Genomic DNA, 19272 nt, shown 5'->3' on the forward strand with positions numbered 1-19272 from the left:
GGAAACTACCTCCAACGAGATGATTCAACGACTCTTTCAGCCAAAAAACAAAACAGAGCAACAACGCTCAGAAGGAAGATCACCGCGCTTGAGCGGATCGTTCCTTCTACCAGACTGCTAAGATGTGTATTCACCGAAATATGTTCAAAGATCTGACGAATCGTTTGGCTGTCGGTCATCTCGACGCCGATTCCAACAAACCAGATAGAGATATTGAAAACCACCGAGGTCACATAAGCGATCAAAGCGTTCTCTGTCAAGCTTGAGCAGAAAAGATTCATCGCCGCATACGTTGAGCCCACCAAAAAGATTCCAAAGAATGCAATCAAGAGTGGAGCCCAGTTGATTTGAGTCAATGTCGCCGTCGCCATCGGGTAAGAAAGCGCCAAGAAGACAATCCCACCGACAGCACCCAATGCTGCCAGGTATTTTCCCAACACGATATTGGTAGAAGTCACCGGTGATGTCAGAAGCAAATCGAAAGTGCGGAGTTTCTTTTCTTCAGCCAAAAGACGCATGGTCAAAGCTGGCACCACGAAAATCAACATCAAGTTCAAATACGATAGGTGTCTTAGGAAAAGACCATAGTGAATATTCAATTGTTGCTGTGGCAAGTTTTGCTGGAACACATAGTTCTGTAAAAGTTGCGAGAACAGATTCAATTGAATCGGATAAGACCAGCTCAAGACCACCGATACAAGGAAGGCAATCATGTAAAAACTTGGGCTGCAATAGAAGCCTTTTAGTTCTTTTTTTAGAATAACCCAGGTTCCACTCATGATTGCACCTCTGATTGCTCGGCTCCATAAGTCAGTTTTAAGAAGACATCTTCAAGGTCGATCTTATGCGGGCTTAATTCTAAAAGCCCCAGGCCTTCATTAACGACACGCGATGAAATGGCCTCGACGATCGCTTCGCCTCCGCGGATCTTCACTTCCCATTCGCGATGATTCGTACCTGAATTCACCGACAGAACGCCTTCGATCCCAGCCAATACTTTTTGCAGATCTGACACTTCTTTACGAAGGCGGATGTTCAAGCGGCTTTGTCCCTGCTGTTGAGTCGCTAAGTTCTCGATACGATCTTGCGCGACGATTTGACCTTGATTGATGATGATCACACGCTCGCAAGTTGCTTGCACTTCACTCAAAATATGAGTCGAAAGAATAATTGTATGGTGTCCACGCAAGCTTTGAATCAATTGACGAATCTCGGCGACTTGTTTTGGATCTAAGCCCACTGTCGGTTCATCTAAAATCAAAACCTCGGGCTCTGACACCAAGGCTTGAGCAATCCCCACACGTTGACGGAAACCTTTAGACAGATTGTGAATCAAACGCGTTTGCACGCCCGTCAGATGGGTCTTCTCTAAAGCCATGTCGACTTGCGATTTGATTTTATCTTGGGGAACTTGTTTAAGCTCTGCCACGTAAGTGAGGTAATCACGCACAAACATATCGGTGTAAACCGGAGGAGTCTCGGGCAAATAACCGATGCGCTTTTTAACTTCCAAAGGGCTTTCAAAAACATCGAAGCCTGCAATTTTGGCTGAACCTGAGCTTGGCGCCATGAAACCTGTGATGATTTTCATGGTGGTGGATTTGCCGGCACCGTTGGGGCCTAAGAAGCCAACCACTTCGCCTTTGCCAATTGAAAAGTTTAATTTACTAATTGCGCGACGAGGACCGTAGTCTTTGGTGAGATCTCGTACTTCAATCATCCTTGTCTCCCGGAAGAGCGTTTTTACCAATAGAAAATTCTATTCCGACAGGGGTGACAGTCAAGACATGGAAACGTGGAGCAAGGGGTCATTTCTCTCTAAACAGTGACAATAAATTGTTTTTCCGAATGATAGGTCACTCGGCCTAATTTATCGCCTTTGATGGGACGAACAAAACGGCATTCCACAAGCACGACGGCGTACTTTTCCCCAGGCATCAAGGACTTTGAAGTCACCGACTCTTTCAGCACCCAGAGGGCCGCTTTTTGGATTTCATCAAATGGAATTTCCTGATCCCTCGAGCGATGGACAATGGCGTGGGCTCCTGGATAATCTTTAAGATGCAACCAATAGTCCCAAGCCTTCGCTTTACGGAGCAACGCTAAGTTGTCCGCACCGGATTTTCCACAATACACAATCGCACCCGATTGCAAATTCAGCTTTCGTCCCTTGGCTTCGACGTTTTTCATCAGATCGTCGATTTTTGGACGCCCTGATGTTTGCGAGGCGCTTTCGAAAGTGGACTTTTCAAGCTTCTCGATCTCGGCCGTTAAAATTTGCCGGCGCTCTTCAGTGCCTTGCACTTTGTTGGCAGATTGTTTGGCTTTTTCAAAAACAGTTTCAATATTTGCAAAAAGATTCTGCTTAAAATCCAAATAAGAATGCCAAGCAGCCGGAATCTTTTTCATCTGAAAATCCTGCGGACCAAGTCCTTTCAGATAAGCACCGAGTTCATAAAGTTTTTCAGATGTATTTTCTTTAAGAATAGCTTCAATTTCTTCCAGAGCTTTGCGTTTTTTATCGAGGTCTTTGGCTTTCTTCTTTTCCCATTGCACCTTTGGATCGATCGAAGGACGAACTCCACCTTGCAATTCTGCAAGCCACTCGTCATGCATCTCTTGCAGATCTCGAGCTTCCGGCAAAACACCCAGCTCGCCTTGTACTTGCAAATCACGGGGCTTTTCCCAAGAGATTTTCTTACCTTCCGCCTGGACTAAAAAATTGGCCTGTTTTGGAATGAGATGAATTTCCAATTCACAGGTCTTTTGTGAGTTGCCAATTTCAATCTTCAGAACTCTGCCAAACTTTTCTTCAAGCCATGCCTTGCGAAAGTAGAGATTTTTTCCATGCGAGCTTAGAAACAAAGCGATAGGTTTAGGCTTAGATCCTTTTTTGAAAGGACAATAATCGGCAAAGACCAGACAAAAGGGATTGGCAGGATTCATATCAATGATCAACCACTCATGCCCATGGCCACGAAAGCCCAGCGCAAGACCACGGTCACTGGAAATAATGTCCTGCAACTGGGCGTCCTTTAGACGGACTTCCAGCTCGGTGACCAAGGTCTTAAGCTCTAATAAACTCATCGCTTTCATTTAGTTTCCCATTTCAATGCCGATAAAAGAGCATATGACAACAGACTTACTATTTCAAATCTTTCACCAACACCTTCACGATCCCGATTGTCAAATCGAGTCTGCTAAGGAACTAATTCAAAAAGTGGTCGGCACTTACCTGCTGTTTCTTTCTCGCGCTGGAAATATCCCGAATGGGCACCTGCAAGACGTGATTGAAGACCTCGAAGCCGAGGTACTCGAGATGTACCGTAAAAAGACCTATGGGTCCTACAATCTCAAAGACTATCGCGATAACTATAAAAAAAAACTGGATGAGTCCCCTTAAAGCTCGCTCACACTGAAACTAAAAGCACTGCCTGAAAAAGCAGTGCTTTTTTCGTTTTCCTTCCCTATACCAAAGACCTGAAGGTCTAGCTGACAATGGATAAGGCCAAAAACGGCACAAAGTTAAATACCAGAATCACGAGCTTAAAGCCGCCATACAGAAGATAGTGGCAAAGGACAAAGTTCTCTTCGGACATTGGAAACCAACGGCCTTGCATTTTGCGAAACCAACCTCTGGCAAAAGTCAGAAGCCCAAACCACAAAATCAAAATTCCATAGTTGATAATCGCCCCCCACATAAAGAAGCTTTTCAAAAACTCCAAAACCATATGCCCCTCCCCTTAGCAAGTTTATGCCTGGGATCGTCCGGCTTGTTGAAAAACCGGCTACGAAAGATTCGCACTACTTTTTAGACGCAATTTTTGAAATTATCAGCTCTTTAGCCAGTATCCAGAGTCACTGGATTCTACTAAAATACTTGTTTGGGGGTATCCTATGAAACTCATTTCTATTCTGCTTTTCTTGGTCTCTTCAAATAGCTTCGCAAGCGAAAAGATCATAGACGCTTGTAAGCAAAAAATGGCGGACCTGAAACAGGAGTCTGGCCTCGCTGTTTTGAATATTACTAATAACGACACCACTCGCACCCCAGAAGGCGGTCCTTACCAAAGAAAAAGCCTGGCTTGCGACGAGCAAGGGTGCAAAGTCGTTTCACACAAGGATTTTTTCATCTCCTATGAACCTGGACACAAAGATGCCAATAAGCACGGCTATGTCACATATCCTTACATCAGTTTGGACAAAGAAATTCAAGACCTTGCAAAAATCAATTACGCCTATAAAGCTCTTAAATCCGTTTGTCAGCTTTAGGTCTAAACTTTTTCGATGACGGCGTAATAGAGAGGGCCGAAGCCGCAACGATCCGGCAAGAAGGCCACGCCGTATTCGGTTTTTTCGCCGACTTGATAGGTTTCTTGAGGGATCAGTTTTACCTGATCCTTTTTCTTTTTCAGAAGCTTGTGAATGACGCCGTCGTTTTCATCCGGGTTGATAGAACATGTGGAATACACAATACGCCCACCCGACTTCACTGCCAATAGAGCCGCACTTAAAAGCGAGTACTGACGAGTTGCCAAGTTTTCTCCGCGACGGGGGCTCCATTCTTCCATAGCTTTTTTATTTTCAAGCACGTGGCGCTCGCCCGAGCATGGAGCATCCAATAACACACGATCAAAGCTGTCGGGTTCTTTCAAACCAAACTGCACACCGTCTTTGCCTGTCACCCACACACGATCACGAATCGTGCGCGGTACGTATTGTTGAATAACTTTTTTAAGACGCTCACGTCTTTCCGGAGAAAGGTCATTTGCGAAAATCTCGCCAGAGGTTGGGATTCCCTCAATCAGAATCAAACTCTTGCCGCCAGGAGCTGCACACATATCTAACAAACGATCCCCGTCTTGCACCTCAAGTGCTCGCGCCACAATCACACTGGCAGGGTCCATCACATAGACGTTTAAAAGCTCTTCGCTAGTGCGTTCTGGCTGAAAGAAAGCTTGTGGTGGAATCCAGAAACAATCCTGCAAAGATGGGTGGGACTTTGTTGCATCTTCCAAAAGCGGTGGCTCTGCGGAGCTCAAACGATTGAGTCTTGCAACCTGACGCTCGGAAGTTTTTAAGGCATCAAAGAGATCGCCCCAACGGGTCCCATAGATTTTTTCGAAATGTTGGTAAAAGGTTTCTTTCATTATCTAAAGACTATACCTTTGCAGGCATATTTTTAACTGGAAAAGTGCAAATAAACTCAGAGCCCTGTCCCATAGCGCTTTTTACCTGCACGGTGCCGCCATGGCTTTGCATAATGTGCTTCACGATCGCAAGCCCCAGCCCTGTACCACCCGCATCGCGGGAACGGCCTTTATCAATACGGTAGAATCGCTCAAACAAACGGTCGTGATGTTCCGCAGGAATGCCCGGACCATTGTCAATGACTCTTAAAACTACATTTCCGAGCTCGCCTTTTTCCCAACGAATCTGCACTGTTTTTTCGGCAGGAATGTACTTCACAGCATTTGAAACCAAATTACGCAAGACTTGCTCCACTTTGCGAAGATCCGCATTGAAGCTTGGAATATCTTGAGCACCCACAACCATGATGACTTGGTTCTTCTCGCGGACAATCTGAGCAAGCTCGCTGACGATGTGTTCTGACACCACTAGCGGATTCACGGGCTCGATTTTGATTTCGGCGTTGGATTCCAATGTGGAAATGCTGAGAAGGTCATTCACCAAGTCGGCAAGACGCTCGACATTTTTAGAGATAATATCTATAAACTTGGCTGCCTGTTCAAAGTGGCCACCCTTGATATCCGCCTTGAGAGTATCCACGTAGCCCTTAATCGACGTTAACGGCGTACGCAGCTCGTGCGAAGCATTGCCGACGAACTCGATACGTACAAGCTCGGCTTTTTTAAGCTCGGTAATATCATGGAAAATTCCCATGGCCCCATAAACTTCATGAGTCTTGCTTTTACGAAGCGGGTTCACCGATACCGAGAAGTAATGACTGTTTTTATCAAGCTTCGTTTCAAGTTTCAGCTGTACTCGGAATGTACGGCCCTCTTTCAGCGCGCGCAAAAAGCCGTCGTGAATTTCAGGATGACGGAAAACATCTGCAAGCATCAAATGCGAATGCATCTGGGCAGAATCCAAAAAATGCGTCGCAAACTGAGAGTTGAAATACAAAACTCGCAAATCAGGACTGACACTGACCACGCCATCTTGCACGGCACTCATGAAAGATTGAGTTTCTTCGCGCTCTAGCTGCAATTGATCATGGCGTTTCTTCAATTTGCGGTGAATTCGATTCAGAGCATTTTCAATCTGAGCGTATTCGCCAAGCTCTTCATCCAGAAGATCTTCGTCGTCCTCTGTTTGATTTTCAAATTTCTTTGTCGCAATTCGAAAGGCCTTCAAGATGATCTGATGCAAAGGTTTGGAAAATCTCCAAGCTAGAACAAAAGCTAAAACCGTCGAAGCTAAGAAGTACTGAAGAACAATCGACCAGAAATATCCCTGACCGAATGGACGGTAAGAGCTCACGATTCCCAAACTGACAACGAAAAGCAGATTATAAAGAAAGATCTGCGTGACAAATATTTGCCAGAATAACTTCCAAGGGAATCGAGCTAAACTCTTCATTGAGGGTCCATCTTCACTCGATAACCCACACCACGAATGGTTTCGATATTGTCACTCCAAGCGCCAAGCTTCTTACGAAGACCAAAGACATGGGTGTCGATCGTACGACCCGTGACATTGATGCCTTCACCTTGGATATTCTCGATAAGCTGATCGCGCGTTAACACGCGACCGTGGCTTTCGATAAGATTTGCCAAGAGCTTGAACTCAGACGGAGTCAAATGCAAAGGCTCGTCGATCAATTTCACTTCATAGGTTTTAAAATTTACGCTGAGTCCGCCCAAACGAACTTTTTCGGCTTCGGTGGCCTGAGGAGCTTCGTGGGCTTTAGATCTGCGAAGCAAAGCGCGTACTCGCGCCATGAACACACTAGGATCAAAGGGCTTCGTAAGGTAATCATCAGCGCCACTCTCAAGGCCGCTGACGATGTCCTGCGGCTCGGTCTTCGCTGTCACCATCAGAACATTTGTTGGTGTTGCAGATTTTTTAATGAGATTAAGAAAGTCAAAACCACTGATTCCAGGGAGCATCCAATCCAGAATAACGAGATTGAATTTTTGTTTTTGAAATTCGCTTTGCGCTTCTTCAGCAGAGGAACACTCTTTTACTTTGAAGCCCTGACGGAGCAAGTGTAGTGCCATCAGTTCGCGAATTTCCTGCTCATCCTCTACCACTAAGATTGTGGCATTGGAATCATGTGTATTTCCCACCATGTCTGACATCCTTACCTGTGAACGCAAAAATAACATCTTCGGCAATATTCGTCGCATGATCCCCTAGGCGCTCAAGATTGCGCGCAACGAGGATAAGATCCAGACAAGCTTCTACGTCTGAAGAAGACCCCTTCATGTGCTGAAGGTTGTCTTTGAAAACTTTGTTTTTAAGGCTATCAACTTCGTCGTCCATCAATAGAATCTTTTTCGCAAGCTCGACGTCTCCGCGAACAAAACAATCCAAAGATTCTTTCACCATTGTGCGAGCAATATCGGACATACGGCTGATATCCGCAACATTGGTCAAAGGCTTACGACCCAAATAATCTTTACCTGTGTAAGCGATATTCACACATTGATCGCCCATACGCTCAAGGTCCGTATTGATTTTTACAATAGAAAGAATCAAACGCAGATCTTTGGCAACAGGCCCCTGTTTCGCCAAAACGCCCAAGCAAGCATTATCTACAGCGATGTGACCTTCGTTGATTTTCTTTTCGATTTCGTGAACTTGAGCAAAGCTTTCCGCATTACGAGAGATCAAGGCCTGAGTGGCCTCATTCAGAGCTCGTTCGACATGACCGCCCATTACGAGGATGAGTCGTTTGAGTTCGTCTAGTTGGGAATCCATTGTTCTTTCCACTGTTGCTCCTGCCCTTTTCTTACTGAAAATGATTTTAAAAAGCAAATATCCAAAGGAACTTAGCGCATTTCATTTTCTTCAAATGAGCTGCGTCAAGGTCCCCAAAAAATTTCCTTACATGATTCTGACAAAATCCTAACACGGCCGTAGGTAAAACACCTTAAAAAGTCACTCGCGTCGCCAAAATTAGCTGACTCTCGTCACGAATGGCTCCGGCATAAGTATCACTGTAATCCGTGTACTCATAGGCCAAGGCCCAACGCAGATCTTCATTGGTGTCATAGGAAAAACCCGTCGATATAGCCGTTAGTTTTTTCTCTTTGTCCTTGGTCACCGGGCTTAGATAATCCGCACGCAAAAAGAGATCTGCTTTTTCGCTGAGCTCTGCTTGGCCGAACAAAGAGGCTCCCTGACCCTGAATGCTTGTTCCGCCATAGGCTGATACGTCAACCCCCGCGGCCATTCCACCGGTCATAACCGCATTCGCCGGATCCTCAGCATTGTAGAACTCTAAAGCCATAAGACCTTTGCTGAACTCATAACTAAGATTCAATACCAAACGAGTTTTTTTATTGAAGCTTGGATCATAGGCATCATAAGCACCATAGGTATAAGCCAAAGTTGCATAAAACGGAGCCAGCTTCTTTAAGCCGATCAAGAGTTGAGCTTCTTTGCGTGGACCGATCTCATCACTTTGGTAACCTTCCCCGTTCGTGACCGTCAGTGCCCATTGTCCCCAGTCCCCTGGCAACTCGGACTGATACATCAAACCCAAGTCAGACCACGATACATACTTGTACTTGATCAACGGCAGCAAACTGCTCGCGCCCCAAAAGTCATAATCCCATTGCTCTTTTTGTAACTCGGTATAGTAATCTGGAATCAAACCATAACGAAGTTCTGTACCTTCTGGGAAAATGCTCACCAAGCTCAGGTACGCTTTTTTAAGCTGAGTATCAAAACGTTGTGAAGTTCCATCTCGATATTCTGAAGATTCCAGCTGTAGGAAGATTTGATTATTTTCACGTATTGGCGCTTCGATATCTAAGTTCAAACGAGGAATGCTAAACGCCGTTTTTCCCTGATCTCGAGTTGGTAAATGCTTTAAACTCAGAGCGACATCGAGTTCGCCAGTGATCGCCACGTCACCGACAGCAAAGGCTGTCGTCCCACCTAAAAAAAGACTTAAAAACACACAAAATTTTATTGTTTTCATAAATCTCATGCTGACACTGTTTAAACTCTGTCGCAAGCTATTCATATGGGTGCAAAATTCTCAGCTATCGACATTGGCTCTAATGCCATCCGCATGATCGTGGGTGAATTACAGGGACCAAAAAACAATCCAGAGATGAAGCGAATCAAAAAATTCCGCGCGCCCATTCGCCTTGGCAAAGACGTTTTCATGAGTGGCGTAATCTCGGACAAAACTTTGCATGAAGCACAAGAAGCCTTTCGAGAGTTTGCTAAAACTAATCGCGAATACAAAGTCGTACGCTGCCGAGCCGTCGCCACAAGTGCCATCCGCGAAGCTAAAAACAAAGAAGTCTTTGTTCAGTCTATTCACGCTGCTTCAAAAATTCAGGTCGAAGTGATTGATGGCGTCGAAGAAGCACGCCTTGTTCATAATGCCATTCGCACCCAGGTCGATTTGGAGTCAAAGCGCATTTTATCCATCGATGTCGGTGGCGGAAGCGTCGAAATCACATTCTCGGAAAGGGGTATGATGAATGCCACGGAAAGCTTTCCGATGGGCACGGTACGCATCCTTGATCAGATGAACCGCCGCAAACTTTCAGAGGCGCAAATCAATGTGATCATGGGGGAATTCGTCAACCCACTGACAAATTATTTAGACTCTCATATCGGTGCAGGGCCCTTGCATTTTGCGGTGGGAACAGGCGGCAATTTAGAGTGCATGGCACAACTCAAATTCAAAGTTCTCAAAAAAACACCGACCACATACATCACACTTAAAGAGCTTCACGAAATCGCTGAAAAGTTAAAATCAATGACGTACAAAGAGCGCATGGAAAAGTTAGAGTTGCGTCCAGATCGCGCAGATGTCATCCTACCAGCAACTCTTTTAGTTCTGACTATATTACGCCAAGCTCGTGTTGAAAAAATTATGATACCCAACGTAGGCCTTCGCGATGGATTGCTTTGGTCTACAGCGGGACTGATCTAAAGATTTCTAGTCAATGATGTGTTTTGGTTGAAGCAACCACAAAAGTTTCGCAGTTCCGGGCGCTAGATTTTTAAAACTGCTGATTTCCAGACACAAAACGCCGCTTTTTTTAAGCTCCAGTAAAGGCTCGACCTGATCCGCCATCAGATAACTGGCTAGAATGCCTAAGTGTGGCTCGTGGCCGACAGCCAAAATTCTTTTGTGCTCGTCTCCATGAGACCGCAGCCAACGTTTAAACGCATGCGGCGGACTTGAAGGCACTAGTTCAGGAGCTTCAATCACTTTTTTATCAATGAAAATTTGTGATGCGATCTCGGCAGTTTGCCGAGCACGAGTAAATGGACTTGAAACAATCAAATCCAATTCATCGATCCAATCACGCAGCTGCATGCAGACTTTTTGCGTGCGTTTGCGCCCTTTCAAAGTCAAAGGACGCAAATGATCCTCAGGGCTTTTTTTGGCAAACTCTTCACGATCTTCCGCAAGACCATGTCTCATCAAAATCAATTCCATCATGCCGCCTTAAGAGTCACTACTAGAAGCACTCTCTTCAATATTCTTCACACGCTGCTTCGTCAGTTGCATCAAAACTTGTTGAACACCAACTTCATTGGATGCTTTTCTTTGAGTATAGTCCCCGTCTGCGGTCATCTGCCAGGTCTGACGTTGATCTTTCAATGACAATTGCAGGATCTCCCAGATTTTTTCCTTCAAGCCTCTGTCTAAGATCGGCACAATCGCTTCTACTCGTGCGTGTAGATTGCGATACATCCAATCCGCCGAACCCATATAGAAATCCCCATCTAAGGGATCCTGAGCACCATTACGGAAATAAAAAATACGCGAGTGTTCTAAGAATCTGCCAATGATCGAAGTCACACGCACGCGATCACTGAGGCCCGGCACACGCGGTCGCATACAGCAAAATCCGCGCACGATCAAATCGACTTCGGTGCCTTTTTGCGACGCCTGATACAGTGACATCGCAATGTCGTTTTCTTCCATGTTGTTAAATTTTGCAATGATCTGCGACGGTCTGCCGGCTTTGGCATGCTCGCCCTCTCTTTCGATCATCGCTTTGAAACGCGGGAACATATTCACTGGCGCTACTAACAATTTATCATAGGAGTTTTTCAAAGAACGGCCTGTCAGATAATGGAAGAACTCAACGACTTCGTTGGTGATTTCTTCTCGCGCCGTCAAAAGCCCTAAGTCAGTATAAAAGCGTGAGGTCGTCACGTTGTAGTTTCCAGTTCCAATGTGACAATAACAGCGTAAACCTTCTGCTTCTTGACGTACAACCAACGAAGTTTTTGCGTGAGTTTTCAATCCCACAACTCCGTACACGACGTGAACACCGGCGTTCTCAAGCTCTTGGGCCCAATAGATATTTCGTTCTTCATCAAAACGCGCTTTGAGTTCAACCAAGCATACAACTTGCTTGCCGGCTTCCGCAGCACGAATAAGGGATTTAATAAACGGCGAATTGTCTCCGGTACGATACAAAGTCATTTTAATCGCTAAGACTTTGGGATCTTCAGAGGCAAAACGAATAAATTTTTCGACCGTCGACGAGAAACTTTCATACGGATGATGCAACAAATGATCTTGAGCCTTGATTGCACTAAAGAAGCCGCTCGCATCCTCGACCGTCAGTGCCGGTGGCACCAAAGGAGTCCACGGCTCATACTTGAGTTTTGGCAGATCCAAATCATAGATCATATTCAAGTCGGTGTAATCGAGTTCGCCACGAAGTTCGTAAATATATTCTTCCGCAAGTTCAAGCTCGCTCATCAAGAACTCAATCATCCATGGATCAGGATTTGGTCCGTGTTCAAGACGTACCACCTCTGCAAAACGACGCTGACGAAGTTCTTCTTCGATCGTCTCCAATAAATCTTCGGTATCTTCCTGATCGTGTTCGGAATCTGCATTACGAGTCAGACGAAATGCCATGGCTCCGATGACTTGCATCGATGGGAACAAATCCGCCAGATTTTCACGAATCACTTCGACAAGACTGACAAAGCGATAGGTGACAGCCTCGGGATTCACGCGAATCCACTGTGGCAAAACTTTCGGAATTTTTACGCGAGCAAAAAGTTTTTCATCACGCTCGGGATGTTTCAAAGTCACACCCAACGACGTCGACAGATTCGAAATGAACGGAAACGGATGCCCCGGGTCCACCGACAATGGAGTCAAAACGGGAAAGACATTTCTCTGATAGTATTTTTTAACAAGTTCTTTTTCTTTGGCAGTTAGGTCGGCCCACTTCAAAAGAAAAATACTGTTCTCTGCCAAAGCAGGCTTTAGGTTTTTCTCGAAACAACGATCTTGCTCTTGAACCGTTGGGATCACGATTTGTCGAATCGTCGCCAATTGCTGCGACGGAGTCTGCCCGTCGGCACTTTTTGGGGAAATGCCATAAGCCACTTGGCGCTTCAAACCACCAACTCGCTTCATGAAAAATTCATCCATGTTCGAAGACGAGATACTTAAAAAACGCAGGCGCTCTAACAGCGGATTTCTAGCGTCTTCAGCCTCGGTCAAAACGCGGCGGTTAAAGTGAAGCCAGCCAACCTCGCGGTTGGTGAAAAGCTTTTCAGAAGACAAAGGGTGTTCAACGACCTTCGGTTTTCTCGTGCTGCGCTTTTTACTGGTAGTTTTTTTGCTGCTGGAAGGCTTTGGGCCGATCATCCTTGACACCTCGTTGGGTTATTTCACAATAAAGCCACTTATTTGGCAATAGAGCCTAGGACCTGGAAATGCTAAACACACCGCGCGAACACAATCTTATTCAAAAACTAAAAAAACTCGTCAGCCGACATCATTCAAACACGCTGGTACCCCTCGGAGATGACGCGTTCGTGTTCAAAAACTTCACAGAAAACACTGTCGTCGCCCAAGATATGATGATCGAAGATGTGCATTTCAAAACAAGCTACTTTAGCCCAACCGATTTGGGCTACAAGGCTTTAGCCGTCAATCTCAGCGATCTTGCGGCCATGGGGGCACTTCCCCATTTTGCCCAAGTCTCACTGGGTCTTCCTAAAGATGTTTCTGAAGATTGGATCCTGAGCTTTTACTCCGGAATGCTGGATCTGGCCGATCAATATCAAATGGAAATTGTTGGTGGCGATCTGTGCCGCAGCCCAGGTCCAGTCATTGTAGATGTCAGCGTCATTGGCGAAGTCAAAGACGCTTTCACAAGAAACGGCGTTCAAGATGGAGACTGGCTTGCTGTCACGGGACCTTTGGGACTTTCCCATACGGGGCGATTGGCCTTGGAGAAAGAACTCTACATTTACGCCGAAGCTATGCAAAAACACCTGCGTCCCAAACCACGCTTGGATGTCGTGCAAATTTTGAAACAACATCAAGTGACTCCACAGACCGTGCATGGACTGATGGATTGCAGTGATGGGTTGATCAACGATCTTTTGCACCTGACCCGTCGTGGGGTGCTCGGGGTTGAATTGAATGTTCCTGAAATTCCTATCGACAGCGACACTCTCGGAATGGCCGCAAGCCTTCAGCAAAAAGCCTTAGATTGGGCCCTCTGGGGCGGAGAAGATTATGAGCTTCTTCTCGCCTTCCCTAAAAACAAAAAGGACGAACTCAAATATATCTTCGAATCCGCAGACCTTGATTTATTTTTTATTGGCCAATTTAACGACACTGGCAAAATAACACTGAAAAACCAACAAGGGGAAATCGAAGAAATAACCGAGTTCAAGGGTTGGAGCCACTTTTGACCGTCTCAAAATAAGATTGGGCTCAGCTGGACTTTCTTTTACTTAGGTCTTGCTCTGAACATTCCGATAAAATGAGGGTATGAATCAAAGTCTTGCTCGATATCACGCCCGCTCGCCAAGATACATCCTTAACACCGATGACGATTCCCTCATTAGAGTTGCGGGACCTCGCCAAGTTCCTTGGGAAGAAGGCACCGAAATCAAAAATGTTTCTTTGACCGGCTTGGCGTTTGTGGCACCGGAAGACCTCTGCCCGATTTTAGGTGAAATTGTAAAAATCCAATTCCAACCTCCCGGAGCTAAGCAGTTGGCAAGTTATGCCATTGTGACCCGCTTGGATCCGCTCGAAGATGGAAAAATTTTAGTGGGCCTGCATTTTTATAAAATGGAAATGGGGCACCGCGTGGCTTTGGCGCAAGGCCTTGCCCGCAAACTCAAGGAAATATCAGACCGCGAAAAGATCCTGCATCTTCAGGAAGGGACTCGCTTTTCTTTAACCAATTTTCCACAATGGTTCCTGATGGCTAACTTCTTTGTCCTTTGGGTCCTTGTCATGCACCTTTTAGCTCAAGAAAATTGGCTGCAAAACTTCAAGGCTTGGCTGGGCTTCTAGAGCAATTATAGAAGCCTTTGAGGCTCACATTTTTCTCAGTTTCTTTGCATTTCCGCTCTCTCAATTCTGAAAGTAAAACAAGTGTTTATGGCAAGTTTTCACACTTCGCTTTCCGCAAAGCTTTGATCCCCTTGAAGAGTTGACATTGCCTAGGGGCGGGTCTATCTGTTTTGAGCACTTTGATGTCTCGTCTGAACAGAGGATCTGCTATGAAAAAAAGCGCTCTTGGCCCCCTTTTTCTGCTTGTCGCAACCAACCTCATTTTAGGCTGCGCTCCTTCAAATAAAGTTGTGCAACTTAAGGACCCTAGCAAGCCCGAGCAAGTAGATGGCAACGGCAATTCCCAAAAGCCAGAACCAACTCCAGACACTTCACCGACTCCGGCAGAACCTGGAGATGGTGGCGATCCAGTGCCAACGCCTCCTGCAATCCCTACTCCGACGCCAATTCCAGATGTTTCTCGCGTGGCTCGTATTATGTGCGAAAGCCAACCTTACGATGGCCGTGCCTTCAATACTCTTCGCGCTGATGTTTTCAGCAGTTACATCATGCCGACGATCACTCCTTACGTGAACGGTCGTTATGTTTTGCGCGTAAAATCACCTGTGCCTTTGCAAAGCAATGGTCGCGAAGGTTTTGTAGTGATGCGTGCACAAGAAGACGAGTTCAGTCCATGGAAGATCTATAAATCCTCGGCAAACCTTCTGACTCAAAAAGCGGACCTACAAGTTCTTTCGAATTTTGAAGGCCCTGTTTACGGATCTTTGCATCCTTACCTGGATGTTTACAGAAATTTGAAAATGGAAGCTCAGTTTTTAACTGCCAACTTCAAACGTAGTGCTTACGTTTATCCAAACGACAAAGGCACTTACATTTGGGAGAACATGAAAGGCAGCCGCATTGTTTTGCCTTTCAATGCGTCTGAGTCTTTCAGTCCGTTCTTTGTGGGTGCAGATGATTACGTACGTTTTGATCAGCTTTCTGCAACTGGCGGAGCGTTGACTCAAAAGTTTTATAACTTCGATACAAAATCAACTATCAGCTTGCCAGCTCCGATCGATTCTAAAGATTCGCAACTCTTTGGTTATGTGAATGCGGCGAAGACCACAATCTTCTGGGTAGAAGGTCGTGCTGATGGCGCTTGGAAAATCCGTTCTATCGGACTTCGCGCAGGCTCGAAGGCTGTGACTATCACGACACTGCCTGGCAACCCGCGCAGCGTGGTTCTGCCAATGGTGTTCTTAGATCACGGCGAAACTGTTCTAGCATTTTCTGAAGAAGAATCTGTGCGCGATACCCGTGGGCAAGCTTCTATAGTGACAGCGACCCTTCACTTGGTTACTGCCAGCGCAAAACAGTTAAAAGTTCTTAACACACAGAGTATTCCATACGGTGATGACTTCAAGATGTATGCAAAACCAGGATCACCCGAAGGAATTTTGCGCAATCTTTTCTTGGAACCTATTTCTGGAAAACTATATGCGTCGAATATTCCCAAAGGCGGACTTATCAGCTTTGATCTGAAGAACAAGTCCTGGGGAATTCATGCCATGTATGAAAGTGTCTTTGGATGTTTAAACCCACAATGGGGACTCGAGGTACCACGTGACTAAATATTTTGTTTCAACATTTGTATTGCTCACTAGCATCAGCTTGATGGCGGCTCCGAAAGCACGTAAAGCCACAACTCCTGCTGCGGCACCCGAAGTTTCTGTTCGCGAAGAAGCGTTGAAAGAAAACGCACACCTTGATCAAAAAGCTTATAAGAAAGCTATTCAAGCTTCTGAAGCTCAGCAAGCCAATGTTTCTAGCTTCTTGAAGTTGCAAGATCCAACTCCGGAACTGCGTAACCGTCCTTGGCTTTGGACATTCGCTTTCAAAATGCAAAACATGCAACCTATGGGTACAGGTTCTGTTTCCAATCTGACTTTTGATTTGGAAAGCTACGGACCAAGCATGATGCCTTCATTTGAATTTGGTTTCTTGGTGAATGCTATCGATGCAAAATACGTAAGCTGGTCGACGGGCCTTTCTGCGCATGCAGGTTACATGTCGCAATCAACGGACCTAGTGACTCCGGGCGGATTCAAATACGAAGACACTCGCCTAACGACAACGTTGGTAAGTGCTGTATGGAGCCATCGTTTTAAACCTACGAAAACTCCGAAATTCAGTGTTTTGATCAATCCAGAATATGGCTTTGTGAACTACACACAAACCAATGTGGAATCGACTTTGGCAAACTTCTCTCAACAAAACAATTATTGGGGACTTGGCCTTGGGGCTGAATACTCTTTCACTCGTAAGTGGGCTGTCCTTGCTCAGTATGCTTACCGTGATGCGAGCGAAAAAGCAGCCGTCAGCTCAGGTCTGCAAAAAGATAACTTTGAAATTGGAACACAGGTCACATGGTAAGACGTTTACTTCTCCTTTTACTCTTGTCTTCTCAAGTCCAGGCCGCGCCTGCTGACTTGACCTGCAAGCCGAACATCACTTTGTCGCAAAAGGATGTCGCCGAGCTTATTTTGAAGCAAGGCCGTCGTACGCAGGAAATCAATCTCCAGTACCAACAATTACGTCTCTCTGTCGCTCAATCTTTGGCGGCTTATCAGTGGAATTTAACAGCATCAACGGGTTATCTGTTTGATAAATCCGTGGGCTTGCAATCTTCCACATTCGATAAGACTGAAAACTTAGTGTCCCAAGTACTGCTCTCAAAAAGTTTTACGACAGGAACTACTGCCAGCGTCGAGTACAAAAGATCTTCCTTCAAAGGGGATCCTAACGCGAACACCGGCGGAACTCCACGTACTGTGGCAACGCAAGATTTGTTAGGTCTGAATATTTATCAAAACATTTGGGCGAACTTCTTTGGTATCGCGGATCGTGGCGAAACAGATGCTGCTGAATTAAACTATAAATCTACGGCTATCTTAAGAACCAATGAACTTGAAAACACGGTTCTAGATGCTATCCGCGCTTTCTGGACGGCCTACGTTTCTGAGCAAAACTTCAAAGAGGCTGTTGCTTCTCGTGATCGTTCTAAGAAGTTGATGGACGCAGTGAAAAAGAAAAGCGGCTTTGGTTACGCGAACCCTGGAGAACTTTCCCAAGCTCAAGCAGAATATGAAGTCCGTGTTCAAGATGTAAAAACATTCTCGACTGCGTATTTGCGCGATCTTGACACTCTAAATACGCTGCTGACTCTTCCAGTGAATTGCGATGTGAAGTTCTCGGTTTCTAACGTGATTCCAACATTGCCACAGCTTCCAGAAAAGTCTGTGCAAGACTTGCGTATCATCCGTTCTGAAAAGTTGCGTGTGCAAGCAGCTGAGCGTGCTTATGATGCTGCAAAATCGCGAGATGCACCGACATTGCAATTAGTTGGCAAAATCTACAGCTATGGCGTTGAAGACGACGGTAGCGGCGCTTACAGCGACATGGTCTCTGGCGCTCATCCGCAGTACTATGCAGGCCTTCAATTCCAATACTTGTTTGGCGTGGATTTACTCAGTGAAACCCGTTTGAACCGAAAGTATGCCAAAGAATTGGAAGAGGTCCGCTTGTCCCGCGTGACTCAAGAGTCCGAGGACTTGCAAGCGCAAGCACAACGACGCGTGCAAACAACTTACTCGGCGGTACTTAGCGCCGTGGAAGAAAAGAAGTTCCGTGAAAAAGCACTGCAAGAACTTACTCGCAGCTTCAACCAAGGCCGCACTGACATCAATATTTATATCGATGCTATGAACAAGTACTCTGCTTCGGAAATTCGACACAGCCTCGCGATCGGAAATTATCAAACTGCATTGAATGAATGGGCGGCGACTCGCGATGAACTTATCCCAGACGCTCAGGAGGAATAATATGAAAGCTCTCAGATACCTCTTCTTAACTCTTATGACTTTGTCTTTAGCCGCTTGTGCTTTTGACAAAAACAGCAATACCGATGTTCAGCGTGAGCTAGAAGACAACGCCGCTCTTGAAGCAAAGTTTGCGCGTGTCACCGGCAAATACGTCGGTACTATCAACACCGGTGCTGAACCACAGCAAGTGGAGCTTTCTTTTTATCCTTACTATAAAAAGATCGGTCAAAACTCTAATGGCGAAGATAAGTACAAGCCAGAACTCAGAGCACGTTACCGCTTGCTAAACACTGTGGTTCAGGATGTTATTCTGAGCGTTGGCTACTATGAGCAAGTGAACAAACTTGTTATGACAACGCTGAACGAAAATGCTCCGACTGTGATTAGCATCAATGGCGAAATCATGGGGACCTCGATCACTGCGGATGTCGCAAAGAACAATGTACCATTCGGAACTTTGAATGCGGAACTTGCTAGCCGTCAATACTCAGCCCCAAGCCCAAATGATGGCGCGGAATACAACGATAGACTTCGTAAGCTCTACGACACCATCAAAGGAACTTACGCTGGTAAAGTGACTCCATCTCCGCGCGAAGGAGCACCTTTCGAAATCTCCGTAAGACTTACTTACGTAGACCGCCAGAGTCCTGGCTCTGCAGCATTGGCTCCGGTTCTGGAAGCTTACTATCGTCGCGTGGACGACAGAGATCGCAGCAAAGAAGCGAAACTCGTTGTGACTTACATTCCAGAAACTAATCAAATTAGTATGGATGCTGGTGGTACTGGAGAAGTTTCCATCGTTGGTGATATTCGCCAAAATGTAATTCGTGGTACGTACTCAGGTTTCCGCGGTCTTGAGGGCGGCGTTTACCTAAAAAAGACTCGCTAGAT

20 protein-coding genes are annotated in these 19272 nt (G+C 45.8%); 9 read left to right on the plus strand and 11 right to left on the minus strand.

Annotation, left to right across the window (positions count from 1 at the left end):
• Window positions 1-5 precede the first annotated feature (5 nt).
• From ACLWBB_RS16050 to ACLWBB_RS16060, 3 genes are all read right to left on the minus strand, one after another.
• On the minus strand, window positions 6-779 hold the full coding sequence (locus ACLWBB_RS16050; protein ID WP_413288571.1) for an ABC transporter permease: 774 nt from the start codon (window positions 777-779) through the stop codon (window positions 6-8).
• Window positions 776-1720, minus strand: coding sequence for an ABC transporter ATP-binding protein (locus ACLWBB_RS16055; protein WP_413288572.1), 945 nt, complete (start codon window positions 1718-1720; stop codon window positions 776-778). Before ACLWBB_RS16055 ends, ACLWBB_RS16050 begins: the two co-directional genes overlap by 4 nt.
• A gap of 98 nt (window positions 1721-1818) precedes the next feature.
• The gene (locus ACLWBB_RS16060; protein WP_413288573.1) at window positions 1819-3096 is read right to left on the minus strand and encodes a DUF814 domain-containing protein; all 1278 of its coding nucleotides are present in this window, start codon (window positions 3094-3096) and stop codon (window positions 1819-1821) included.
• 34 nt (window positions 3097-3130) lie between these two features.
• On the opposite strand from ACLWBB_RS16060, the gene ACLWBB_RS16065 reads away from it, so the two are divergent.
• Window positions 3131-3403 carry a hypothetical protein gene (locus ACLWBB_RS16065; RefSeq protein WP_413288574.1) on the plus strand — a complete coding sequence of 91 codons (273 nt, stop codon included), beginning with the start codon at window positions 3131-3133 and terminating at the stop codon, window positions 3401-3403.
• A gap of 85 nt (window positions 3404-3488) precedes the next feature.
• On the opposite strand, the gene ACLWBB_RS16070 is transcribed toward ACLWBB_RS16065, so the two are convergent.
• Entirely contained in the window at window positions 3489-3731 is a 243-nt protein-coding gene (locus ACLWBB_RS16070; protein WP_413288575.1) for a DUF6868 family protein, read from the minus strand.
• Window positions 3732-3897: 166 nt separating this feature from the next.
• Here ACLWBB_RS16070 and ACLWBB_RS16075 point away from each other — a divergent pair, with 166 nt between their 5' ends.
• On the plus strand, window positions 3898-4272 hold the full coding sequence (locus tag ACLWBB_RS16075; RefSeq protein ID WP_413288576.1) for a hypothetical protein: 375 nt from the start codon (window positions 3898-3900) through the stop codon (window positions 4270-4272).
• Window positions 4273-4274: 2 nt separating this feature from the next.
• On the opposite strand, the gene ACLWBB_RS16080 is transcribed toward ACLWBB_RS16075, so the two are convergent.
• The 5 genes from ACLWBB_RS16080 to ACLWBB_RS16100 all read right to left on the minus strand — a co-directional run bounded on the left by ACLWBB_RS16080 (window position 4275) and on the right by ACLWBB_RS16100 (window position 9175).
• Window positions 4275-5150, minus strand: coding sequence for an RsmB/NOP family class I SAM-dependent RNA methyltransferase (locus ACLWBB_RS16080; RefSeq protein WP_413288577.1), 876 nt, complete (start codon window positions 5148-5150; stop codon window positions 4275-4277).
• A gap of 10 nt (window positions 5151-5160) precedes the next feature.
• Entirely contained in the window at window positions 5161-6603 is a 1443-nt protein-coding gene (locus ACLWBB_RS16085; RefSeq protein ID WP_413288578.1) for a sensor histidine kinase, read from the minus strand.
• On the minus strand, window positions 6600-7316 hold the full coding sequence (locus ACLWBB_RS16090) for a response regulator transcription factor (RefSeq protein ID WP_413288579.1): 717 nt from the start codon (window positions 7314-7316) through the stop codon (window positions 6600-6602). Before ACLWBB_RS16090 ends, ACLWBB_RS16085 begins: the two co-directional genes overlap by 4 nt.
• Window positions 7297-7947 carry a phosphate signaling complex protein PhoU gene (gene phoU / locus ACLWBB_RS16095; protein ID WP_413288580.1) on the minus strand — a complete coding sequence of 217 codons (651 nt, stop codon included), beginning with the start codon at window positions 7945-7947 and terminating at the stop codon, window positions 7297-7299. Before phoU ends, ACLWBB_RS16090 begins: the two co-directional genes overlap by 20 nt.
• 172 nt (window positions 7948-8119) lie before the next feature.
• Complete coding sequence (locus ACLWBB_RS16100; RefSeq protein WP_413288581.1) at window positions 8120-9175, minus strand: hypothetical protein; 1056 nt, start codon at window positions 9173-9175, stop codon at window positions 8120-8122.
• 45 nt (window positions 9176-9220) lie between these two features.
• Between ACLWBB_RS16100 and ACLWBB_RS16105 the strand changes: the two genes are divergently transcribed.
• Window positions 9221-10147, plus strand: coding sequence for a hypothetical protein (locus ACLWBB_RS16105; RefSeq protein ID WP_413288582.1), 927 nt, complete (start codon window positions 9221-9223; stop codon window positions 10145-10147).
• Between the two features lie 6 nt (window positions 10148-10153).
• Here the strand turns inward: ACLWBB_RS16105 and sixA are convergent, their stop codons facing one another.
• The gene (gene sixA / locus ACLWBB_RS16110) at window positions 10154-10663 is read right to left on the minus strand and encodes a phosphohistidine phosphatase SixA (RefSeq protein ID WP_413288583.1); all 510 of its coding nucleotides are present in this window, start codon (window positions 10661-10663) and stop codon (window positions 10154-10156) included.
• Between the two features lie 6 nt (window positions 10664-10669).
• Complete coding sequence (gene ppk1, locus ACLWBB_RS16115) at window positions 10670-12847, minus strand: polyphosphate kinase 1 (RefSeq protein WP_413288584.1); 2178 nt, start codon at window positions 12845-12847, stop codon at window positions 10670-10672.
• A gap of 68 nt (window positions 12848-12915) precedes the next feature.
• Here ppk1 and thiL point away from each other — a divergent pair, with 68 nt between their 5' ends.
• The 6 genes from thiL (at window position 12916) to ACLWBB_RS16145 (ending at window position 19270) form a co-directional block, all read left to right on the plus strand.
• Complete coding sequence (gene thiL, locus ACLWBB_RS16120) at window positions 12916-13905, plus strand: thiamine-phosphate kinase (RefSeq protein WP_413288585.1); 990 nt, start codon at window positions 12916-12918, stop codon at window positions 13903-13905.
• A gap of 79 nt (window positions 13906-13984) precedes the next feature.
• The gene (locus tag ACLWBB_RS16125; protein ID WP_413288586.1) at window positions 13985-14518 is read left to right on the plus strand and encodes a PilZ domain-containing protein; all 534 of its coding nucleotides are present in this window, start codon (window positions 13985-13987) and stop codon (window positions 14516-14518) included.
• A gap of 209 nt (window positions 14519-14727) precedes the next feature.
• Window positions 14728-16131 (plus strand): hypothetical protein, encoded by a 1404-nt coding sequence (locus ACLWBB_RS16130; RefSeq protein ID WP_413288587.1) that lies wholly within the window; start codon window positions 14728-14730, stop codon window positions 16129-16131.
• The gene (locus ACLWBB_RS16135) at window positions 16124-16933 is read left to right on the plus strand and encodes an outer membrane beta-barrel protein (protein ID WP_413288588.1); all 810 of its coding nucleotides are present in this window, start codon (window positions 16124-16126) and stop codon (window positions 16931-16933) included. The genes ACLWBB_RS16130 and ACLWBB_RS16135 overlap by 8 nt, the downstream gene beginning before the upstream one ends.
• Window positions 16927-18381 carry a TolC family protein gene (locus tag ACLWBB_RS16140; RefSeq protein WP_413288589.1) on the plus strand — a complete coding sequence of 485 codons (1455 nt, stop codon included), beginning with the start codon at window positions 16927-16929 and terminating at the stop codon, window positions 18379-18381. Before ACLWBB_RS16135 ends, ACLWBB_RS16140 begins: the two co-directional genes overlap by 7 nt.
• Before the next feature lies 1 nt (window position 18382).
• On the plus strand, window positions 18383-19270 hold the full coding sequence (locus ACLWBB_RS16145) for a hypothetical protein (protein WP_413288590.1): 888 nt from the start codon (window positions 18383-18385) through the stop codon (window positions 19268-19270).
• The last annotated feature ends 2 nt before the right edge of the window (window positions 19271-19272 follow it).

It is taken from the genome of Bdellovibrio sp. HCB337 (assembly GCF_047302465.1).
Taxonomy (GTDB): domain Bacteria; phylum Bdellovibrionota; class Bdellovibrionia; order Bdellovibrionales; family Bdellovibrionaceae; genus JACMRP01.

Bases quoted from the DNA above. Each gene is read 5' to 3' on its own strand.
- ACLWBB_RS16050 (WP_413288571.1), bottom strand. From the start codon at position 779: ATGAGTGGAACCTGGGTTATTCTAAAAAAAGAACTAAAAGGCTTCTAT.
- ACLWBB_RS16055 (WP_413288572.1), bottom strand. From the start codon at position 1,720: ATGATTGAAGTACGAGATCTCACCAAAGACTACGGTCCTCGTCGCGCA.
- ACLWBB_RS16060 (WP_413288573.1), bottom strand. From the start codon at position 3,096: ATGAAAGCGATGAGTTTATTAGAGCTTAAGACCTTGGTCACCGAGCTG.
- ACLWBB_RS16065 (WP_413288574.1), top strand. From the start codon at position 3,131: ATGACAACAGACTTACTATTTCAAATCTTTCACCAACACCTTCACGAT.
- ACLWBB_RS16070 (WP_413288575.1), bottom strand. From the start codon at position 3,731: ATGGTTTTGGAGTTTTTGAAAAGCTTCTTTATGTGGGGGGCGATTATC.
- ACLWBB_RS16075 (WP_413288576.1), top strand. From the start codon at position 3,898: ATGAAACTCATTTCTATTCTGCTTTTCTTGGTCTCTTCAAATAGCTTC.
- ACLWBB_RS16080 (WP_413288577.1), bottom strand. From the start codon at position 5,150: ATGAAAGAAACCTTTTACCAACATTTCGAAAAAATCTATGGGACCCGT.
- ACLWBB_RS16085 (WP_413288578.1), bottom strand. From the start codon at position 6,603: ATGAAGAGTTTAGCTCGATTCCCTTGGAAGTTATTCTGGCAAATATTT.
- ACLWBB_RS16090 (WP_413288579.1), bottom strand. From the start codon at position 7,316: ATGGTGGGAAATACACATGATTCCAATGCCACAATCTTAGTGGTAGAG.
- phoU (WP_413288580.1), bottom strand. From the start codon at position 7,947: ATGGATTCCCAACTAGACGAACTCAAACGACTCATCCTCGTAATGGGC.
- ACLWBB_RS16100 (WP_413288581.1), bottom strand. From the start codon at position 9,175: ATGAAAACAATAAAATTTTGTGTGTTTTTAAGTCTTTTTTTAGGTGGG.
- ACLWBB_RS16105 (WP_413288582.1), top strand. From the start codon at position 9,221: ATGGGTGCAAAATTCTCAGCTATCGACATTGGCTCTAATGCCATCCGC.
- sixA (WP_413288583.1), bottom strand. From the start codon at position 10,663: ATGATGGAATTGATTTTGATGAGACATGGTCTTGCGGAAGATCGTGAA.
- ppk1 (WP_413288584.1), bottom strand. From the start codon at position 12,847: ATGATCGGCCCAAAGCCTTCCAGCAGCAAAAAAACTACCAGTAAAAAG.
- thiL (WP_413288585.1), top strand. From the start codon at position 12,916: ATGCTAAACACACCGCGCGAACACAATCTTATTCAAAAACTAAAAAAA.
- ACLWBB_RS16125 (WP_413288586.1), top strand. From the start codon at position 13,985: ATGAATCAAAGTCTTGCTCGATATCACGCCCGCTCGCCAAGATACATC.
- ACLWBB_RS16130 (WP_413288587.1), top strand. From the start codon at position 14,728: ATGAAAAAAAGCGCTCTTGGCCCCCTTTTTCTGCTTGTCGCAACCAAC.
- ACLWBB_RS16140 (WP_413288589.1), top strand. From the start codon at position 16,927: ATGGTAAGACGTTTACTTCTCCTTTTACTCTTGTCTTCTCAAGTCCAG.
- ACLWBB_RS16145 (WP_413288590.1), top strand. From the start codon at position 18,383: ATGAAAGCTCTCAGATACCTCTTCTTAACTCTTATGACTTTGTCTTTA.